Annotated in this window: 17 protein-coding genes and 4 tRNA genes; 4 read left to right on the top strand and 17 right to left on the bottom strand. The window is 67.5% G+C overall.

Features of this window, described 5'->3' with window-relative positions; all coding sequences use genetic code 11:
- Positions 1-21 precede the first annotated feature (21 nt).
- From AC6CHL_RS10150 to AC6CHL_RS10135, 4 genes are all read right to left on the bottom strand, one after another.
- A complete protein-coding gene (locus tag AC6CHL_RS10150) occupies positions 22-1,644 on the bottom strand; it encodes an FMN-binding glutamate synthase family protein (protein ID WP_038689193.1) in 1,623 nt (540 codons plus the stop codon).
- A gap of 30 nt (positions 1,645-1,674) precedes the next feature.
- Complete coding sequence (locus AC6CHL_RS10145) at positions 1,675-2,961, bottom strand: nucleotide sugar dehydrogenase (protein WP_498294289.1); 1,287 nt, start codon at positions 2,959-2,961, stop codon at positions 1,675-1,677.
- Positions 2,962-3,256: 295 nt separating this feature from the next.
- A complete protein-coding gene (locus AC6CHL_RS10140) occupies positions 3,257-3,712 on the bottom strand; it encodes a BLUF domain-containing protein (RefSeq protein ID WP_038689196.1) in 456 nt (151 codons plus the stop codon).
- Positions 3,713-3,824: 112 nt separating this feature from the next.
- Complete coding sequence (locus AC6CHL_RS10135) at positions 3,825-4,841, bottom strand: TraB/GumN family protein (protein WP_498294288.1); 1,017 nt, start codon at positions 4,839-4,841, stop codon at positions 3,825-3,827.
- A gap of 214 nt (positions 4,842-5,055) precedes the next feature.
- On the opposite strand from AC6CHL_RS10135, the gene AC6CHL_RS10130 reads away from it, so the two are divergent.
- On the top strand, positions 5,056-5,400 hold the full coding sequence (locus AC6CHL_RS10130) for a phosphohydrolase (RefSeq protein WP_498294287.1): 345 nt from the start codon (positions 5,056-5,058) through the stop codon (positions 5,398-5,400).
- 9 nt (positions 5,401-5,409) lie between these two features.
- Here the strand turns inward: AC6CHL_RS10130 and AC6CHL_RS10125 are convergent, their stop codons facing one another.
- Together AC6CHL_RS10125 and AC6CHL_RS10120 are read right to left on the bottom strand one after the other, a co-directional pair.
- On the bottom strand, positions 5,410-6,384 hold the full coding sequence (locus AC6CHL_RS10125) for a hypothetical protein (RefSeq protein WP_498294286.1): 975 nt from the start codon (positions 6,382-6,384) through the stop codon (positions 5,410-5,412).
- Between the two features lie 36 nt (positions 6,385-6,420).
- Complete coding sequence (locus AC6CHL_RS10120) at positions 6,421-7,125, bottom strand: glutathione S-transferase family protein (RefSeq protein ID WP_498294285.1); 705 nt, start codon at positions 7,123-7,125, stop codon at positions 6,421-6,423.
- Between the two features lie 210 nt (positions 7,126-7,335).
- Between AC6CHL_RS10120 and AC6CHL_RS10115 the strand changes: the two genes are divergently transcribed.
- Entirely contained in the window at positions 7,336-7,536 is a 201-nt protein-coding gene (locus AC6CHL_RS10115) for a hypothetical protein (RefSeq protein ID WP_038689206.1), read from the top strand.
- 174 nt (positions 7,537-7,710) lie between these two features.
- Here the strand turns inward: AC6CHL_RS10115 and AC6CHL_RS10110 are convergent.
- The 4 genes from AC6CHL_RS10110 to AC6CHL_RS10095 all read right to left on the bottom strand — a co-directional run bounded on the left by AC6CHL_RS10110 (position 7,711) and on the right by AC6CHL_RS10095 (position 10,772).
- Positions 7,711-7,797: transfer RNA gene (locus AC6CHL_RS10110), tRNA-Leu, on the bottom strand.
- 53 nt (positions 7,798-7,850) lie between these two features.
- Positions 7,851-8,813 carry a hypothetical protein gene (locus AC6CHL_RS10105; protein WP_038689208.1) on the bottom strand — a complete coding sequence of 321 codons (963 nt, stop codon included), beginning with the start codon at positions 8,811-8,813 and terminating at the stop codon, positions 7,851-7,853.
- Positions 8,814-8,880: 67 nt separating this feature from the next.
- Positions 8,881-10,290: an oxygen-independent coproporphyrinogen III oxidase gene (gene hemN / locus AC6CHL_RS10100; protein ID WP_498294376.1), complete on the bottom strand. Its 1,410-nt coding sequence runs from the start codon at positions 10,288-10,290 to the stop codon at positions 8,881-8,883.
- A 44-nt stretch (positions 10,291-10,334) separates the two neighbouring features.
- On the bottom strand, positions 10,335-10,772 hold the full coding sequence (locus tag AC6CHL_RS10095) for a group III truncated hemoglobin (RefSeq protein ID WP_038689210.1): 438 nt from the start codon (positions 10,770-10,772) through the stop codon (positions 10,335-10,337).
- A 138-nt stretch (positions 10,773-10,910) separates the two neighbouring features.
- On the opposite strand from AC6CHL_RS10095, the gene AC6CHL_RS10090 reads away from it, so the two are divergent.
- Together AC6CHL_RS10090 and AC6CHL_RS10085 are read left to right on the top strand one after the other, a co-directional pair.
- Entirely contained in the window at positions 10,911-11,207 is a 297-nt protein-coding gene (locus AC6CHL_RS10090; RefSeq protein WP_038689212.1) for a hypothetical protein, read from the top strand.
- 62 nt (positions 11,208-11,269) lie between these two features.
- Positions 11,270-12,289, top strand: coding sequence for a 4Fe-4S dicluster domain-containing protein (locus tag AC6CHL_RS10085; RefSeq protein WP_498294375.1), 1,020 nt, complete (start codon positions 11,270-11,272; stop codon positions 12,287-12,289).
- Positions 12,290-12,353: 64 nt separating this feature from the next.
- Here AC6CHL_RS10085 and AC6CHL_RS10080 read toward each other — a convergent pair whose 3' ends face one another.
- The 7 genes from AC6CHL_RS10080 to AC6CHL_RS10050 form a co-directional block, all read right to left on the bottom strand.
- Positions 12,354-12,590 carry a hypothetical protein gene (locus AC6CHL_RS10080; RefSeq protein WP_038689216.1) on the bottom strand — a complete coding sequence of 79 codons (237 nt, stop codon included), beginning with the start codon at positions 12,588-12,590 and terminating at the stop codon, positions 12,354-12,356.
- A 230-nt stretch (positions 12,591-12,820) separates the two neighbouring features.
- Entirely contained in the window at positions 12,821-13,042 is a 222-nt protein-coding gene (locus AC6CHL_RS10075; RefSeq protein ID WP_498294284.1) for a hypothetical protein, read from the bottom strand.
- An 87-nt stretch (positions 13,043-13,129) separates the two neighbouring features.
- Positions 13,130-13,582 carry a BLUF domain-containing protein gene (locus AC6CHL_RS10070; RefSeq protein ID WP_320488284.1) on the bottom strand — a complete coding sequence of 151 codons (453 nt, stop codon included), beginning with the start codon at positions 13,580-13,582 and terminating at the stop codon, positions 13,130-13,132.
- Between the two features lie 135 nt (positions 13,583-13,717).
- Positions 13,718-13,791 (bottom strand) — tRNA-Cys (locus tag AC6CHL_RS10065).
- 73 nt (positions 13,792-13,864) lie between these two features.
- A tRNA-Gly gene (locus tag AC6CHL_RS10060) sits at positions 13,865-13,940 on the bottom strand.
- 146 nt (positions 13,941-14,086) lie between these two features.
- Positions 14,087-14,162, bottom strand: a tRNA-Gly gene (locus tag AC6CHL_RS10055).
- A 137-nt stretch (positions 14,163-14,299) separates the two neighbouring features.
- The gene (locus AC6CHL_RS10050; RefSeq protein WP_498294283.1) at positions 14,300-15,406 is read right to left on the bottom strand and encodes an NAD(P)/FAD-dependent oxidoreductase; all 1,107 of its coding nucleotides are present in this window, start codon (positions 15,404-15,406) and stop codon (positions 14,300-14,302) included.
- Between the last annotated feature and the right edge of the window lie 18 nt (positions 15,407-15,424).

Genomic DNA, 15,424 nt, shown 5'->3' with positions numbered 1-15,424 from the left:
CATCACGAACCGTTCCAGCCATCATCGCGACTTGCTCGTGCGCAGTGCCTGGATCCGCGCCGGCGGCTGGAACGAATCGCTGCGCGCGTCGCTCCAGTAATCATGGAACACCGCGTGATCGGGCACCTGCCGCAGCAGTTCACCCGGCGCCAGGTACCGGTACAAGGACGCCAGCGAGCGGATCTCCACCGGCGATACCCGCCGCAGGATGTGCTCCGGGCCCAGTTCGGACGGGTGGTTCAAGCCTGCCGCGCACAGCAGGTCGCGCAGCGCGCGCACGGTGTTGTCGTGGTAACTGTGCACGCGGGTGGCCTTGTCGGCCGCATCCAGATGCCGCCAGCGGTGCGGGTCCTGGGTGGCGATACCGGTGGGGCATTTGTCGCTGTGGCAGCTCAGCGACTGGATGCAGCCCAGCGCGAACATGAAGCCACGCCCGGCATTGCACCAGTCCGCGCCCAGCGCGATGGTGCGCGCGATCTCGAACGCACTGGTGACCTTGCCGGCCGCGCCCACCTTGATCCGGTCGCGCAGGTCCAGGCCGACCAGCGTGTTGTGGACCAGCAGCAGCGCTTCGTGCATCGGCACGCCCACATGGTCGATGAACTCGGCCGGCGCCGCGCCGGTGCCGCCTTCGGCACCGTCGACCACGATGAAGTCCGGCAACAGCTGGGTCTCGTGCATCGCCTTGGCAATGCCGAACCACTCCCACGGATGGCCGATGGCCAGCTTGAACCCGACCGGCTTGCCACCGCTCAACTCGCGCAGGCGCGCCACGAACTGCAGCAGCTCCACCGGCGTGCTGAATGCCGAGTGCTTGGACGGTGACACGCAATCCACGCCCATCGGCACGCCACGGGTGACCGAGATCTCCGCGCTGACCTTGGCCGCCGGCAGCACGCCGCCATGGCCGGGCTTGGCGCCCTGGGACAGCTTGATCTCGATCATCTTCACCTGATCGGTGTTGGCATTGGCCACGAACTTCTCTTCGCTGAAACCGCCCGCGTCATCGCGGCAGCCGAAGTAGCCCGAGCCGATTTCCCACACCAGGTCGCCGCCCATCTCGCGGTGATAGGGCGAGATCGAGCCTTCGCCGGTGTCGTGGTAGAAACTGCCGCGGCGCGCGCCCTCGTTGAGGGCACGGATTGCGTTGGCCGACAGCGAGCCGAAGCTCATCGCCGAGATGTTGAACACGCTGGCCGAATACGGCTTGGCGCAATTGGGGCCGATCAGCACGCGGAAATCGCTGTGCGCGATCTCGGTGGGGGCCAGCGAATGGTTGATCCACTCGTAGTCCACCGCATAGGTGCTGCGCAACGTACCGAACGGCACCACGTCCATTTCGTTCTTGGAGCGCTGGTAGATCAGCGCGCGCTGCTGCCGCGAGAACGGCACGTCCTCCAGGTCGCTCTGTACGAAGTACTGGCGGATTTCCGGGCCGATCGACTCCAGCCCGTAGCGGAAATGCGCCATCACCGGGTAGTTGCGGCGCAGCGTGCTGCGCTTCTGCAACAGGTCCCAGGTGCCCAGCACCACTAGCGCGAGGGTGCCGCCGACGCCCCAATACCAGGCCGGCCAGATCGTGGCCAGCCACAGGCAGACCGGCAACAACAGGATGGCGAGCACGTAGACCAGGTAACGATGCATGGCTTTCCTCGATCAATAACGCATTCGAGTCTACAACCGGTCGTCGACAACGTCCCGTGGCCAGACCGATTTGACGTCGTACACCACCCCGTCGGAGGTGAGCAGTGCGCGGACGGTGGCCGCGTCGAACGCACGGAACTCGTCGTGGGCCACGGCCAGCACCACGGCATCGAACACGCCGGGATCGGCGCGCTCCACCCAGTGCACGCCGCTGCCGGCCAACACCGCCGGCCCGACCCACGGGTCCTGCACGTCCACCCGCGCACCGGCCGCCTGCAGCGACTGCGCCAGCTCCAGCGCGCGGCTGTTGCGCAGGTCCGGGCAGTTTTCCTTGAACGTCACGCCCAGCACCAGGATGCGCGCAGCGGCCGGCACCTTGCCGCGCCCCGCCAGCAGCGCCAGCACGCGCTGGGCCACATGCGCACCGACCCGGTTGTTGACCTGCCGCGCGGTGTGGATCAGGTCCGGGTGGTAGCCCACGCTTTCGGACTTGTGCAACAGGTAATAGGGATCCACGCCGATGCAATGGCCGCCAACCAGGCCCGGCCGGAACGGCAGGAAATTCCATTTGCTGCCCGCTGCATCCAGCACGTCCTGGGTATCGATGCCGAGCCGGTCGAAGATCAACGCCAGCTCGTTGACCAGCGCGATGTTGACGTCGCGCTGGATGTTCTCGATCACCTTGGCCGCTTCGGCCACGCGGATCGACGGCGCCGGCCACGTGCCGGCGGTGATGATGGTCGCGTACAGCGCATCGACCCGCGCCGCGATCTCGGGGGTAGAACCGGACGTGATCTTGCGGATGTCGGGCAGGCGGCGCTGGCGGTCACCGGGATTGATCCGCTCGGGGCTGTAGCCGCAATGGAAATCGTGGTTGAACCGCAGTCCCGACCCCGCTTCCAGCAGCGGCACGCACACTTCCTCGGTGGTTCCCGGGTAGACGGTGGATTCGTAGATCACCAGGTCGCCCGGCTTGAGCACGGCGGCGATCAGCGACGAGGCGCTCCGCAACGGCCCCAGGTCCGGCTGCTCCAGCGCATCGATCGGCGTGGGCACCGTCACGATGTAAATGGTGCACGCGGCCAGTTCGGCGGGGTCGGCGGTGTAACGGGCGTGCCGTGCGGCGGCAAGCTCGTGCGGCTCCATTTCCAGGGTGTGGTCATGCCCTCGCTGGAGCTCCTCGACCCGCGCGTGGTCGATGTCGAACCCGAGTGTTGGCTGACGGGCGCCGAACGCAACGGCCAACGGCAACCCGACGTAGCCAAGCCCGATTACCGCGATTTGCGGCGCATCTGCGGCGCCTGCTCCAGCGACCATCAGCCGCGCCCCAGGGGCAAGCAGCAACGGCAGGCAGGGGGCGGCAATGGGGCGGACTGACTCATGGGGGCGGCGCCGGGGAAAGAATGGCACAGCCTAACGCGGGAAGCCGCATGCCACAAAGAACAAAGCCGCCGTCCGCGGAGAGTACGGACGACGGCCAACAAAATGGTCCAGCTGCGGTTACTACCCTTTCAGACAGCCTGGCGGAGTTTCCGCAGGACCGGTCACAGCTGGTAGAGAGATAGTAGGCGCGGACCCGTGATGTTCTTGTTACGGGAAACGAACAGTTGCGTTACGAGCCGAGCATGACCGCCGCCGGTTCCAGTTCACCGGTTACCCCGGTCCACAATTCAAGCAGACGGGCGAACCCCACCCGGCCCTGCCCTTCGATCGGCGCTGCAGGGCTGAAGCCCTCCCAGGCGGTCTCGATCATGCCGGTGAGCACCTGCGGTTCGATCGCCGCCGATGCCATCGTCCACCGGGGGAAGTGGCGGGTCAGGACCGAGCCACGCGCCAGCTCACGCAGGAACAGATGGCTGCGCGAATTCAGGACACGCTGGTAGACCGAATCGACGCCGTCTTCGGGGCCTTCGAAATACTGCAGGAAACGGGTGCCGTCGAACATGAGCACGCCGGTGACCCCGGCGACCTTGTTGAAGCTTGTCGCCGCGGCAAGGATGCGATCGATATCCGATGCTTGAATCCCTTCGAAGGCGACGCTGGTGTAGGCGATCGCACGCAACGGCATGCAGTCAGAACTCCCCTGAGAACTGCTTCGACTATGCCACGAACCTGCATGTGTAGATAGATGATCACGGGGCGCCACGGCACCGGCAGGCGTGCGTCCGCTTGTCGCAGGCTCAGGGCGCCTGGACCTCGAACCCGGCCTGCTCCAGGCGCGCCAGATAGCCACCGGGCTGCACCAGCAACGCCACCGGCACCACCGCGAAGGTGGTTGCGTTGCGCCCCAGCGCGGCCCGCGCCATCTGCACCCATTTGTCGGCCGCCTGCTTGTCCACCCCGGCCAGGCCACGACGGCGCCCAACCTCGCTGTCGGCAATCGCCCCCACGCAGGCGTCGTACTGACTCTGCACCGCCAAGTGCTGCAGCGCCCCGGTGTCGCCCACCGCCCAGGCGTTGGCCCGCTCCACCAGCAGCGGCAACTGGTGTTCCACCACATCAAGCGTGCGCTGGAAGCACGCGACATCGGCCAGCGTGCTGCCCCGCATTTCCTTCAGCGCCGCGCGCGGGTCCTCCACCCGGATCGCCACCCGGGTCGGCACCGGCTTCAGGCCCCGTGCCTTGTAGGCCTTCTCCAGCACACGGGTCATCGGCTTGCTGCCGCCAAGCCCCACCGACTTCAATGCATCGCCGTACAGGCGGGCGGCGGCCACCAGCGGACGGTCCTTCTCCACGCCGCGGTCGCGCCCCATGTAGCGCTGTTTGAGCGGCAGCCAGCGTGCATACAGCGCCGCCGGCAGGATCTCGTCCAGGCGCCGGCCCTGCGGATCGTGCGCGGCCTTCATCGCCGAGGGCAGCAGGGTCAATCCCCTGAATACCCCGATGTCGGCGTCCACCGTCCAGCCGGGGGGGCCCAGCACTTCATCGGCGCTGGCGATCACCGCCTGGACTTCATCGGCACGCCAGTCCAGCTTGGCCGGCAACGGTGACACCGTGCCCAGAATCCAGAGCGCATGGCCATCGCTGCCGGTCACCTTCCACATGCCCGGACCGGGCTGCACACCGGATACCACCACCGGCGCCAGATCGACCACCGTCGGCCCACCCGTAGGGGCCTGGGCCTGCGCGCCAGCCGCGCACCACAACGCCATCGCCAGTACCGCCACCGCCTTCCCTGCCCGTGCCGCGCTCGCCATGCTGCCTTGCCTGTGTTGGGGTCGAACGCAGCCTACGGGGACAGCGGCGCGCCTGCGTAAAGTTTGCGTTTGGCCGCTGCCCGCATAATGGAGCCATCGGTCCCCAGGAGAATGCGCCATCGATACCCTTCGCAGTGCCGAGGCGCTCGCGCGCCGCGCCCATGCCAGCCAGATCGACAAGGCCGGCCACCCGTACATCGGTCATGTCGCGCGTGTGGCCGCGCGTGTGCGTGGCGACGCTGACGCCGAAGCGGTGGCCTGGCTGCACGACGTGGTGGAAGACTGCCCGGACTTCGCGGCCGAGGTGGACCAGTTCCCCGCGCACATCCGTGCGGCGGTCGCCTGCCTCACCCGGCGCAAGGAGGTACCGGCAGACGACTACTACGCCGCCATCGCACGCAACCCGCTGGCGCGGAAGGTCAAGCTTGCCGACATTGCCGACAACAGCGATCCGGCGCGCCTGCAGTACCTGCCCGCGGCGGTGTCGCAGCGGTTGACGCAGAAATATGCACACGCCCTGCTGGCCCTGGATGCGGGCCCAGTACCCGCCGCGAACTGACCGGCGCGGTCATCCGGCGGGGACGAGACAGCTGCTCAGACCCAGCGCATCGAACCGGCCCCGGTCCGGCACCGCGCCCTGCGTGACCAGCGCGCGCAGCATCAGCGAAAAGCGCGTCGGGTCGCCCACGTAGTCACGCAGCCGCAGCACCGCCTCGGGCGTATGGCGCAGCACGTGCAGACCGTAGTGCATCAGCACAAGGCGGGACACCAATTCCGCCGCCGTACTCGCCTGGGGTGACGTGGTATCAATCATCGCGTCGAAGATGCGCGTTTCGTCATCGCGCAGCGTGGCCAGGAAGACATCCGGATGCGCCAGCTCTGCATGGGGTGGGTGCAGTGCCAAGCGCCAGGGCGGCGGCGCTGGCGTTTCCAGCCAGTGCACCCAGCCCAGGTGGAACGCGCGGGCCACTTCCAGGAACGGTGCGAAACGTCGGCGAGGAAGGGTCAGACACTCATACATCGCGCCGACAACGACCGACAGCGGGCGTGGGCCCAGCCGCTCGGCATGGAACAGCAGGCGTCCTTCGCCGAACTGGACGCGGTCCCGCGCTTCATCATCGACGTCCAGCTCGAACAGCAGGAAGTACAGCGCATGCTGGCGCAGTGCCAGGTGCGCGTCTGTCGGCTGCGTCAACGTCAACAGGTGCAGCACGTGGCCGAACAGGGCGTAGTCCTTGTTGCTGCGCTGCCCGGCGTCGATGGCAAACAGGTTGGCCGCCCGCGTCAGCACGAGCAGCAGCGCATACATATCGGCATCGGTGTAGCCACGGTCGCGCATGCGGCACGCCAACGCAGGCACCCGGATCACGTCATGCCAGCGCACCAGCGCGATCGGACGGCCACGGTGGTCACGGGCCGACAGGTGCCAACGCCCGGGCTGCCCGTCATCCTCGACATGGAACAGCGGCCCCGGCGCGCACGCAGGCGGCCCACCCTGCACGAACGCGGCGATGCGCTGGTTGAACAGAGCGTCCAGGTTCATCCCTGCGTGGCAGGCCCGGTGGTGCACCGGCGAAGGTCATTCACCGCCGTCGCGCGCGTCCGGTGCCTGCCGGTACGGCTCTTCGAACGGGCGGAAGTCGTGTTCGGCCAGCGCGCCCGCCACCCACTGCTGCACGCCCTGCAATGCCAGCACCGCCTGCATGTAGCGCTGGACGCGCGGGCTGACCGGCACCGCATAGGTTTTCAGGCGCATCACCACCGGCGCGAAGAAGGCATCGGCACTGCTGAACTGGTCGAACAACAATGGGCCGTCGTGGCGCGCCAGCAGGCGTTCCCACAGCGCCTGCAGGCGTTGCAGGTCGTCGACAACGGCCGGCTGCTCGCGCAGCACGCGTGCGCCCACCTCGGGCAACGTGGCTTCGATGTTCATCGGAAAGTGCTGGCGCAGCGCGCCGAATCCGCTGTGCATGTGCGCGCATACGCTGCGCGCCAGGGCACGCGCCTCCACCGCCTGCGGCCACAGCGCGCGGTCGGGGAAGCGTTCGGCCAGGTACTCGGCGATCGCCAGCGTGTCCCACACCACCAAGTCGCCATCCACCAGCACCGGCACCGTGCCCGACGGCGACAGCGCCATGGCCTGGCGTTTGAACTGCGAGTCGGGATCGAAGCTGTCGAACCGCAGCAGCACTTCATCGAACGCAATGCCCGCCTGGGTCATCAGCACCCACGGACGCATCGACCAGGACGAGTAGTTCTTGTTGCCGATATGGAGGGTAAGCATGGCGGCGGCGCAGGCTGGCGAGGGAGCGCCCATGCTACCGGTATTCGGCGTGGACCCGGCGGCCACTCCGGGCAGCACGTGGTTGGCGGTCCCGCCCTGCTGCAGCTCCCTCGCCTTCACGGAAACTCCGCGATAGCGGTCACATAACCGTATGGCGCTTTCTCATACGCTGGCGCTGCCCATTCGGGCCTGACAACAACGGAGACAAGGATGAAAGGGAAGATTCGGCTTTCTGTCGCTTCGTTCATTGCGCTGTTGGCATTCGGTTCCATCGCCAACGCGGATCCCATCGCCTGCAACGCCGGTCGCGTGTTCTGCAACGATCAATACCGGCAATGCCTGGCCGATGGCCGCAGTGTCCCGGTATGTACGCAGCTGCGCGACGAGTGCGTCCGGGATTTCTGCCAGTAACACGTGATGCCACTGGCGGCGTCAACCCGCCGCCAGTACGCCTGCTGCGCAGCACAAAGCGCAGGTTGGAAGGAGGCATGTTCATCCTTCTGTCGGTCGTCAGATCGTTGATCGAATCTGGCGTTGACGGTCCAGAGCAGCTGGACCTCGCGCGGCTTGCTCATCAACATTGTTTGGTGCCCGGAGCCGGAATCGAACCGGCATGGAGTTGCCTCCGGCGGATTTTAAGTCCGATGCGTCTACCAGTTTCGCCATCCGGGCAACGCGGGGCATAGGGTGCCTGATCGCGCCCGGTTTGGGAATGCACGGGCGTTTCAGAGGTCCGGCATCAGCACCTGCGACGGGTCATCGGGGTGGTACAGAATGCGCGCGCGCTCACGCGGGACCCGGGGCAGGTCCAGCAGGCTGACCACCTTGCGCACGGTAACCGTGTGCGTAGTGCCCTGCCGGTCCTCGAAGGCCAGCTGGAACGCCAACTGCGGCTGGGCGTTGATCTCGGTGCCGGTCTGGCGCACGTGCAGCACCCGGGCCTCGACCCCGATACCGCGGTAGTGGAGGGCTTCGGCGCGCCGGTCGATCCCCGCCATGCGGGTGAACAGGCGGCCCAGCACCAGATAACCGCACAGGCAGGCCGGCATGACCAGCAGCGGATGCCACGGGGCCAGGAACGTCCAGCCCTGCCCGTTCCCCTGCCCCGGGTCGTTCCAGCACCAGGCGTAGTAGGCGGCCAGCGCAGCCAGCAGCACCACGCCGATCAACGCGCGGCGCAGCAGCCGACCCCGGTCGATCTCCGGCATCGCCCCTTCCAGCACCACGTTGGGATACCCGCCCGGATCATCGCTGAGCAGCGCATCGAGCTGGTTGTCGACCACGAACCGCTGCAGCTGCGGTTGGCTGTCCACCGCCAGCATCTGGTCCTGGATCGGCGTGCCGGACAGATTGTCGAAGGCCAGGGTCAGGTTCCACACCCGCCAGCCCCGCATCAGCCGACCGGTGTCCTGCGCCTGCACCACGCGGGCGCGGCGGCGGATCGCCGCACGCTGGATCGCCCGGGTGCGCGCCTGGGCGCGGAACGGCGCCCGCAACAGCGTATGCACATAGGCCGCTGCCAGCAGCGCCCACAGCAGGATCGACAACGCCAACCACACGGTGGCCACGGCGGGCGACGTCCGCTCGGCGGCATCGACTGGATAACCGATGCTGTAGTACAGGATGCACGGGAACGGAAGGGCGAAAAACAGCAGGTACGCTGCCCAGAAATACAGCATTTTCTTCATGCAGCACTCCACTGGCCGAGGCCAGCGGAGGGTACTACACGCGCATCACCGCGCCGATGACCGGCCCTCAGATGGCGCGCGAGTAGCGTACCGGCTGGTCCGGGCGTGCCAGGTAGCGATCAAAGCACATCGCCAGCAGCCGCAGCAGCGGGCGGCCACGCTCGGTGGCGCGCACCACGCCGTCGGCGTACTCGGCCAGGCCATCGTGCTGCAAGGCCTGCAACGCCACCAGCGCGTCGGCGAAATAGCCGTCGAAATCCAGCCCATGGCGCGTGGCCAGCGCGCGACCGTCCACCTCACCCTGGCACATCAGCTGGCCGATCAGTTCAGCGCGCACCACGTCGTCGGCATCCAGCTGCAGGCCGCGCCACACCGGCAACCGCCCGGCATCCACCGCCGCTTCCCAGCCCGGCAGGTCGCGCGGGTTCTGGCTGTAGCTGTCGCCGATATGACTGATGGCGCTGGCGCCAAGCCCCACCAGGTCGGTGTCGGCATGGGTGGTGTACCCCATGAAATTGCGGTGCAGGTGGCCGGCACGCTGCGCCTGCGACAGGTCTTCGTCGGGCAGCGCGAAGTGGTCCATGCCCACGTACTGGTAGCCGGCCAGCGACAGGCGCCGCACCGCCAGCCCCAACAGGGCCAGCTTCTGCTCCGGGCTGGGCAGCGCCGCATCGGGGATCTGCCGTTGCGCCTTGAACAGGTGCGGCAGGTGCGCATAGCCATAGACGGCCAGCCGGTCCGGCCGCTCGCGCAACACCGTTTCCAGGGTCTGTGCAAAGCCGGCCGGGGTCTGGTGCGGCAAGCCGTAGATCAGGTCCACGTTGACCGAGCGCAGGCCGTTTGCACGGCAGGCACGCAGGATCTCCAAGGTCGGCTCGACACCCTGCTCGCGGTTGATCGCCCGCTGCACCACCGGGTCGAAATCCTGGATGCCGAGGCTGGCCCGGTTGAAGCCGAGCGCGGCCAGCGTGGCGATGTCGTCTGGACTGACGAAACGCGGGTCCAGTTCAATGGAGAAGTCACGGTGCGCGGCGGTACTGAAGCGGAACCGCTCGCGCAGGCCATCGATCAGTTCGCGCAACTGCGCGGCGGCGAGGAAGTTGGGCGTGCCGCCGCCGAGGTGCAGCTGGATCACCTCGCGCGTGCCATCAAACAGCGGCGCGATCTGGTCCGCTTCGCTCAGCACGCGCGCCACGTAGGCCACGCCCTTGCTGTGGTCGCGGGTGATTACCCGGTTGCAGCCGCAGTAGAAGCACGGGCTGCTGCAGTACGGCACATGCACATACAGCGACAACGGCCGGGCACTGGCATTGCTGGCGCCGATGGCCGCGCGCAGCGCATGCGCGCCGAAGCCGTCGTGAAAATGCGGTGCGGCCGGATAGGAGGTGTAGCGCGGGCCGGGCCGGTCGTGGCGACGCAGCAGGTCCGGGTCGAAGTGCCAGGCAAGCCCGGCGGCAGCAGGCGAGGTGATGTCCATGCCGCCAGCGTGCGCGCGGCCGGCCGCGCGCGCATTGAGCCAGATCAATCCAGGCGCGCGGCGCCGGCGATCGGCAACTGCGGCCAGCGCAGCATCTGGAAGCGGCGCCAGAAGGTATCGGCGATCCGCGTGGCCACGTCATCGGCCAGGCGCTGCATCGGCGGGTTGGCGCATTCGGCGGTGGTCTGCCGGAACAGCTGCAGCCAGCGGTCGAACAGGTCGCGGTCCAGCTCGTCCATGGCCATGTGCTTGGGCATCGGCGCGCCGTTGAAGCGGCGCGTACCGCGCAGCATCGCCGACCAGAAATCGACCAGCTGCGCCAGGTGCGCGTCCCAGTCGTGCACGCGGGCGGTGAACACCGGGGCCAGGCGCGGCTCTTCGCGCACACGCGCGTAGAAATCGTGCACCAGCCGGGTGACCTCCTGCTCGCTGCACAGGTCCAGCGATGGCGTGGGCAACGCGGTGACGGGCGGATGCTGCATGCGGTTTCTCTACGGCCGGTGGGGTGCTGCGCGTGGTGCCGAGCATGCGCGCGCAGGCGGCGCGCCATCTTGATCAGGATCAATGTCGGCGCAGATCGTGCGCCCTAGTCTGTGAGTCAAACACTGACCGTGGCTGCAATGACCGACCTGCACGACCCACCCGGGGCCCGCCGCCGCCGGCTGTTGATCCAGCAATGGGGCGCCATCTTGTGGCCCAGCTTCGTCGCCGCTGGCCTGGCCAGCATGGTGTTCTTTGCCATTGTCGATCCGCTGCAGCTGCGCGACATCAGCTTTCCGCAGCACGCGCTGAGCCGTGAGCTGGGCTACACGCTGGGCTTTTTCATGTTCTGGGCGGTAACCGCCGCCGCCAGTGGCCTGACCTGGTACCTGTCACGGCCGCCGCGCCGCGACGATGACGACGAGCAGCTGGGGTGACGATGCCAGCCCGCCTGCACCTGCACCTGGTCGACCCTGCCCCGCCGCCGCGTGGGCGACGCATGCCGCACTGGCGTCCGCTGCTGTCGGCCGCCTTATTGGCCGCCTTCTACGCACTGCCGTGGCTGCGCTGGAACGGTCGCCAGGCGCTGCTGTTCGACCTGCCCGGGCGCCGCTTCGACCTGTTCGGGCTGACCCTGTGGCCGCAGGACCTCGGGGTTCTGCTGGGGCTGCTGGCGGTGATGGCCACCAGCCTGGTGCTGCTGACCTCCCTGGCGGGGCGGGTGTGGTGCGGCCACGGCTGCCCGCAGACCCTGTGGAGCCGTCTGTTCCGCTGGATCGAGCAGGCCACGGCGCGCCACCTGCGCCAGCCTGTGCTGGCGCGCGCGACCAAACACCTGCTCTGGGCGGTGGTGGCGCTGTGGACCGGGGTGACCTTCGTGGGCCTGTTCAGCCCGATGCAGACGTTGGTCGGCACGCTGTGGCCGCCGACCTGGAGCGGCTGGGAAACCTTCTGGGTAGCCTTCTACGCCTTGGCCACCTGGGGCAACGCCGGCTTCCTGCGCCAGCAGGTGTGCATCGACCTGTGCCCGTTCGCGCGGATCTGCCCGAGCCTGTGTGACGCGGACACCCCGCAGGTGCAGTACGACGCACGCCGTGGCGAACCGAGGGGGCCGCGTGCGCACGGGCCGGGCGCGGTGATGCAGCGCGGCCGTGGCCTGCTCGATGCGGTCAGCGCCAGCGACTACGCCTTCCGCGCCGCCCATCCCGCCTTGGCGGGGCCGATGCCGCATTTTACGGCCGACCGGCTCGGCGACTGCCTGGCGTGCGGTGCCTGCGTGACGGTGTGTCCAATGGCGTTGGATGTGCGCAGTGGGCCGCATGCGGACTGCATCGCCTGTGGTGCCTGCGTGGACGCCTGCAACACGCAGATGCGCGCGCGGCAGTTCCCGGCCGGGCTGCTCCGCCATGCCAGCACGGCCCACATGCAGCAGCGCCGCACGCGCTGGCTGCGGCCCCGCACGCTCACAGCACTGATCACCCTGCTGGTGCTGCTGGGTGTCGGACTGCATCGGCTATAGACCACTGACCCCTTGCCCCACGGCCGCCATTCCCCCGAATGGCACCGGTCCCCCGACCGGAAACTCAGCGCAGGCGGGTACTGCGTGGCGGCACCATCTGCGCGCGCCGCACGATCCCCAACTGCTCGATGATCAACGCCAATTCATTGGTGACCTGGGTACGGCTGCGCCCTTTGGGCACCAACCGCTCCAGCACCTGCTGGTAGGTGGTCCAGAATTCCGGGCCGCAGCCATGCTTGCTGTAACTGGCTTCCAGCTCGGTGCGCACGCCACTTGCCAAGTCATGTACGTCGTAGTGCATACGACCTCCCTTGGACTTGCCTTGCATCGGAGACGAGCTACCACCCTGCGTGGTACAGGTTCACTTGCGCTTCACCCAAAATTTGCACGGTCCTCGCACCAAGTCAATCGGCAGGAGACACTTTGACGAGGACATCGCTGAATGGTTCAGATGCGCCGCGCCCGTTCCGTCCAGGCAGGATGGGCGGAAAGTGTTGACAGGGTGATGTCAGAAACCGCTACGCGGCCCGGCTAGGACGCCAGCCGCCAGACCCCGTAGCCGCAAATGGCGATCCCCACGCCAAGCAGCGCCCACACCAGCCCATTGAAGCGCTTGAGCGCCTTGGCCAGCACCAGCGAGAACCCGATGCCGGCCAGGCCGATCGCCAGCCAGAGCATGCCGTTGACGTTGCTGGGTGATGCCCAGAACGAGCCAGGCGCCCCGGTGGCGGCAAACAGCTGGACCAGTGTCATGGCAGGACCTCGGAAGTGAACGAGCCTGCATCGTGGTCAACCGATCGTGCCGACGCGGTGAAGACCGGGCCGCCAGAGGCGGTCGACTTACCCCGCCGCCGCCGGCATGGCCGGGGGCGCGGGCAGGGTGTGCGCCAGCAGGTCAAGCAACCGGTCCAGACCGGTGCTTACCGCCGCGCCGTCATTGACCCGGCGCGCAAACCCGGCCCAGTCGCCCGCCGACAACTGGCGGATCAGGGCCGGCTCGACACCCAGCCAGCGCATGCCCCAGAACGGGAAATAGCGCTGGGGCACGCGGCCTCGGCACAGCTCCACGATGCCATGGTGACTGCGTGCCTGGAGGATGCGCTCGTGCACGGCAGCCATGCCGTCATCCGGGCCTTCGAAGTACTGCAGGAACCGGCCACCATCAAACAACAGCACGCCGGTGACGCCGGCTACGGTGTTGAAGCGGGCAGCATCGTCGACCAACGCATCCAGGGCGGTCCTGGACAAGCCGGCGGGCGCCTCACTGACGTAGGCAATCGCGCGAAGGGGCATGGGCGGATCCTTGGATGGAAGGGAGATGCTGTCACTTTCAGCCGGGCAGATAAACCACGTCGCTGAAGCGTTCAGATGGGAGGCGATCCGACAAACGATAAAGCCCGCTTTCGCGGGCTCTATGCGTGATCAATTTGGAGGCCTGGACGGGAATCGAACCCATCTCAACGGATTTGCAGTCCGGTGCATAACCACTCTGCCACCAGGCCGGTGACCCTACAGCTTACCGGGCAATGATACCCCGATAAAACAAGACCCCGAGAACGGGGCCTGGTCAGGATTTGGAGCGGGAAACGAGACTCGAACTCGCGACCTCAACCTTGGCAAGGTTGCGCTCTACCAACTGAGCTATTCCCGCAAAATCAGGCGCGTATCTTACCGAAACCGCAGGTAACACACCAGCCTTTTCACACTTTATTTCACATCCCCGCCGGCGCTGCCGATCAGGATGCCCGCGTGCCACCGCGGAGAAAAACAAGGCCCCAAGGGGGCCCTGTCGAAATCTGGAGCGGGAAACGAGACTCGAACTCGCGACCTCAACCTTGGCAAGGTTGCGCTCTACCAACTGAGCTATTCCCGCAGACTTTCGCTTGCCCCGGCTGCACCGCACCGTGAAGTGCTGGAGGCTGCCGGCCCATCGACCTGCGTCGAAGGAGCGCTATTGTGTCGGGATTCCTTCACGCCGTCAACATGCTTGTTCATCGGAAAGCGGGGCCACTACACCCGCATCCCGCGCCGATGGAAATACACCTGCTCGGCCACCCGCCGCATCGCGCCGGAGTGCAGCACCAGATCCAGCGGCCAGTCCATCTGCAGGTGGTCCATCGCCCAGCGCAGCAGACGTTTGGGGCGGAAGGTAGGTGCTGCTTTGCGCGCCACCGCTTCTGCGGGCGGCCCATTGCCGCGCAGGTGCAGGCCGGCGGCATCGCCGATGGCCCAGCCATGCCGCCAGGACGAATGGATGCCGCCGGCCGACAGCGGCGACACGATGCCGGCCGCGTCGCCGGTGAGGATCACCCCGGGCGCGGTGATCGGGCCGTCCGGCAGGCCACACGGCACCAGCCCGGCGCGCGTGGCGGTCGGCACCGCCGCAGCCGGCAGACCCACCACATCCCGCACATGCTGCAGGAATCCCTCCATATCGGGCTGCCGTGCATGGGTCGGATCATGGCGCAGCGCCAGCCCTATCTGCACGCCGGTCGGATTCTGCGCCGCCCAGCCGATGTACCCCGGGGCGAAGCGCTTGCTGGCAAAACAGTGCAGCGCCCCGGCTTCGGCCAGCTGGACGCCGGCGAACTCCTGCTCCACCCCGTACAGATTGTCCTGCACCCGGCCCAGCCCGGTGCGCTGCGCAACGCGTGAGGTGGCGCCGTCGGCACCGATCAGATAGCGCGTGCGCCCTGCCCCCTCCACCTGCCAGCCGTCACCGTCGCGCCGTGCCTGGGTGAACGACTGCTGCAGACGAAGGTCGACCCCGTTGGCGCACAGTTCGGCCGCCAGCCAGCGCAGCAGGTTCGGCGTGTCGGTGGTCATGAAGTAGTAGCCGGGTGCGGCCAGCAGCACGCTGCGCAGGCTGGGGGCATACAGCCGCACCCGCTCCACACGTTGCAGCAACTCACCCGGCGCCCGGCCCAGCCACGTCTGCTCGATGGCCTCTTTGACGATGATGCCGGTGGTGTGCAGGCGCGCGCCGGGATCGGCCTTGCGTTCCAGCACGCACACGCGCAGGCCGTACTGGACGGCGGCGAGCGCGCAGGCCGCGCCGGCGAAGCTGGCACCAACGACGACAAGGTCCCAGTCGTAGGCGGTAGAAGACGTCTCCATCAACGGGGTGTCCTGTGC

This window comes from Stenotrophomonas sp. GQ19 (genome assembly GCF_059758695.1).
This window is presented reverse-complemented; position numbering and strand designations above follow the sequence as displayed.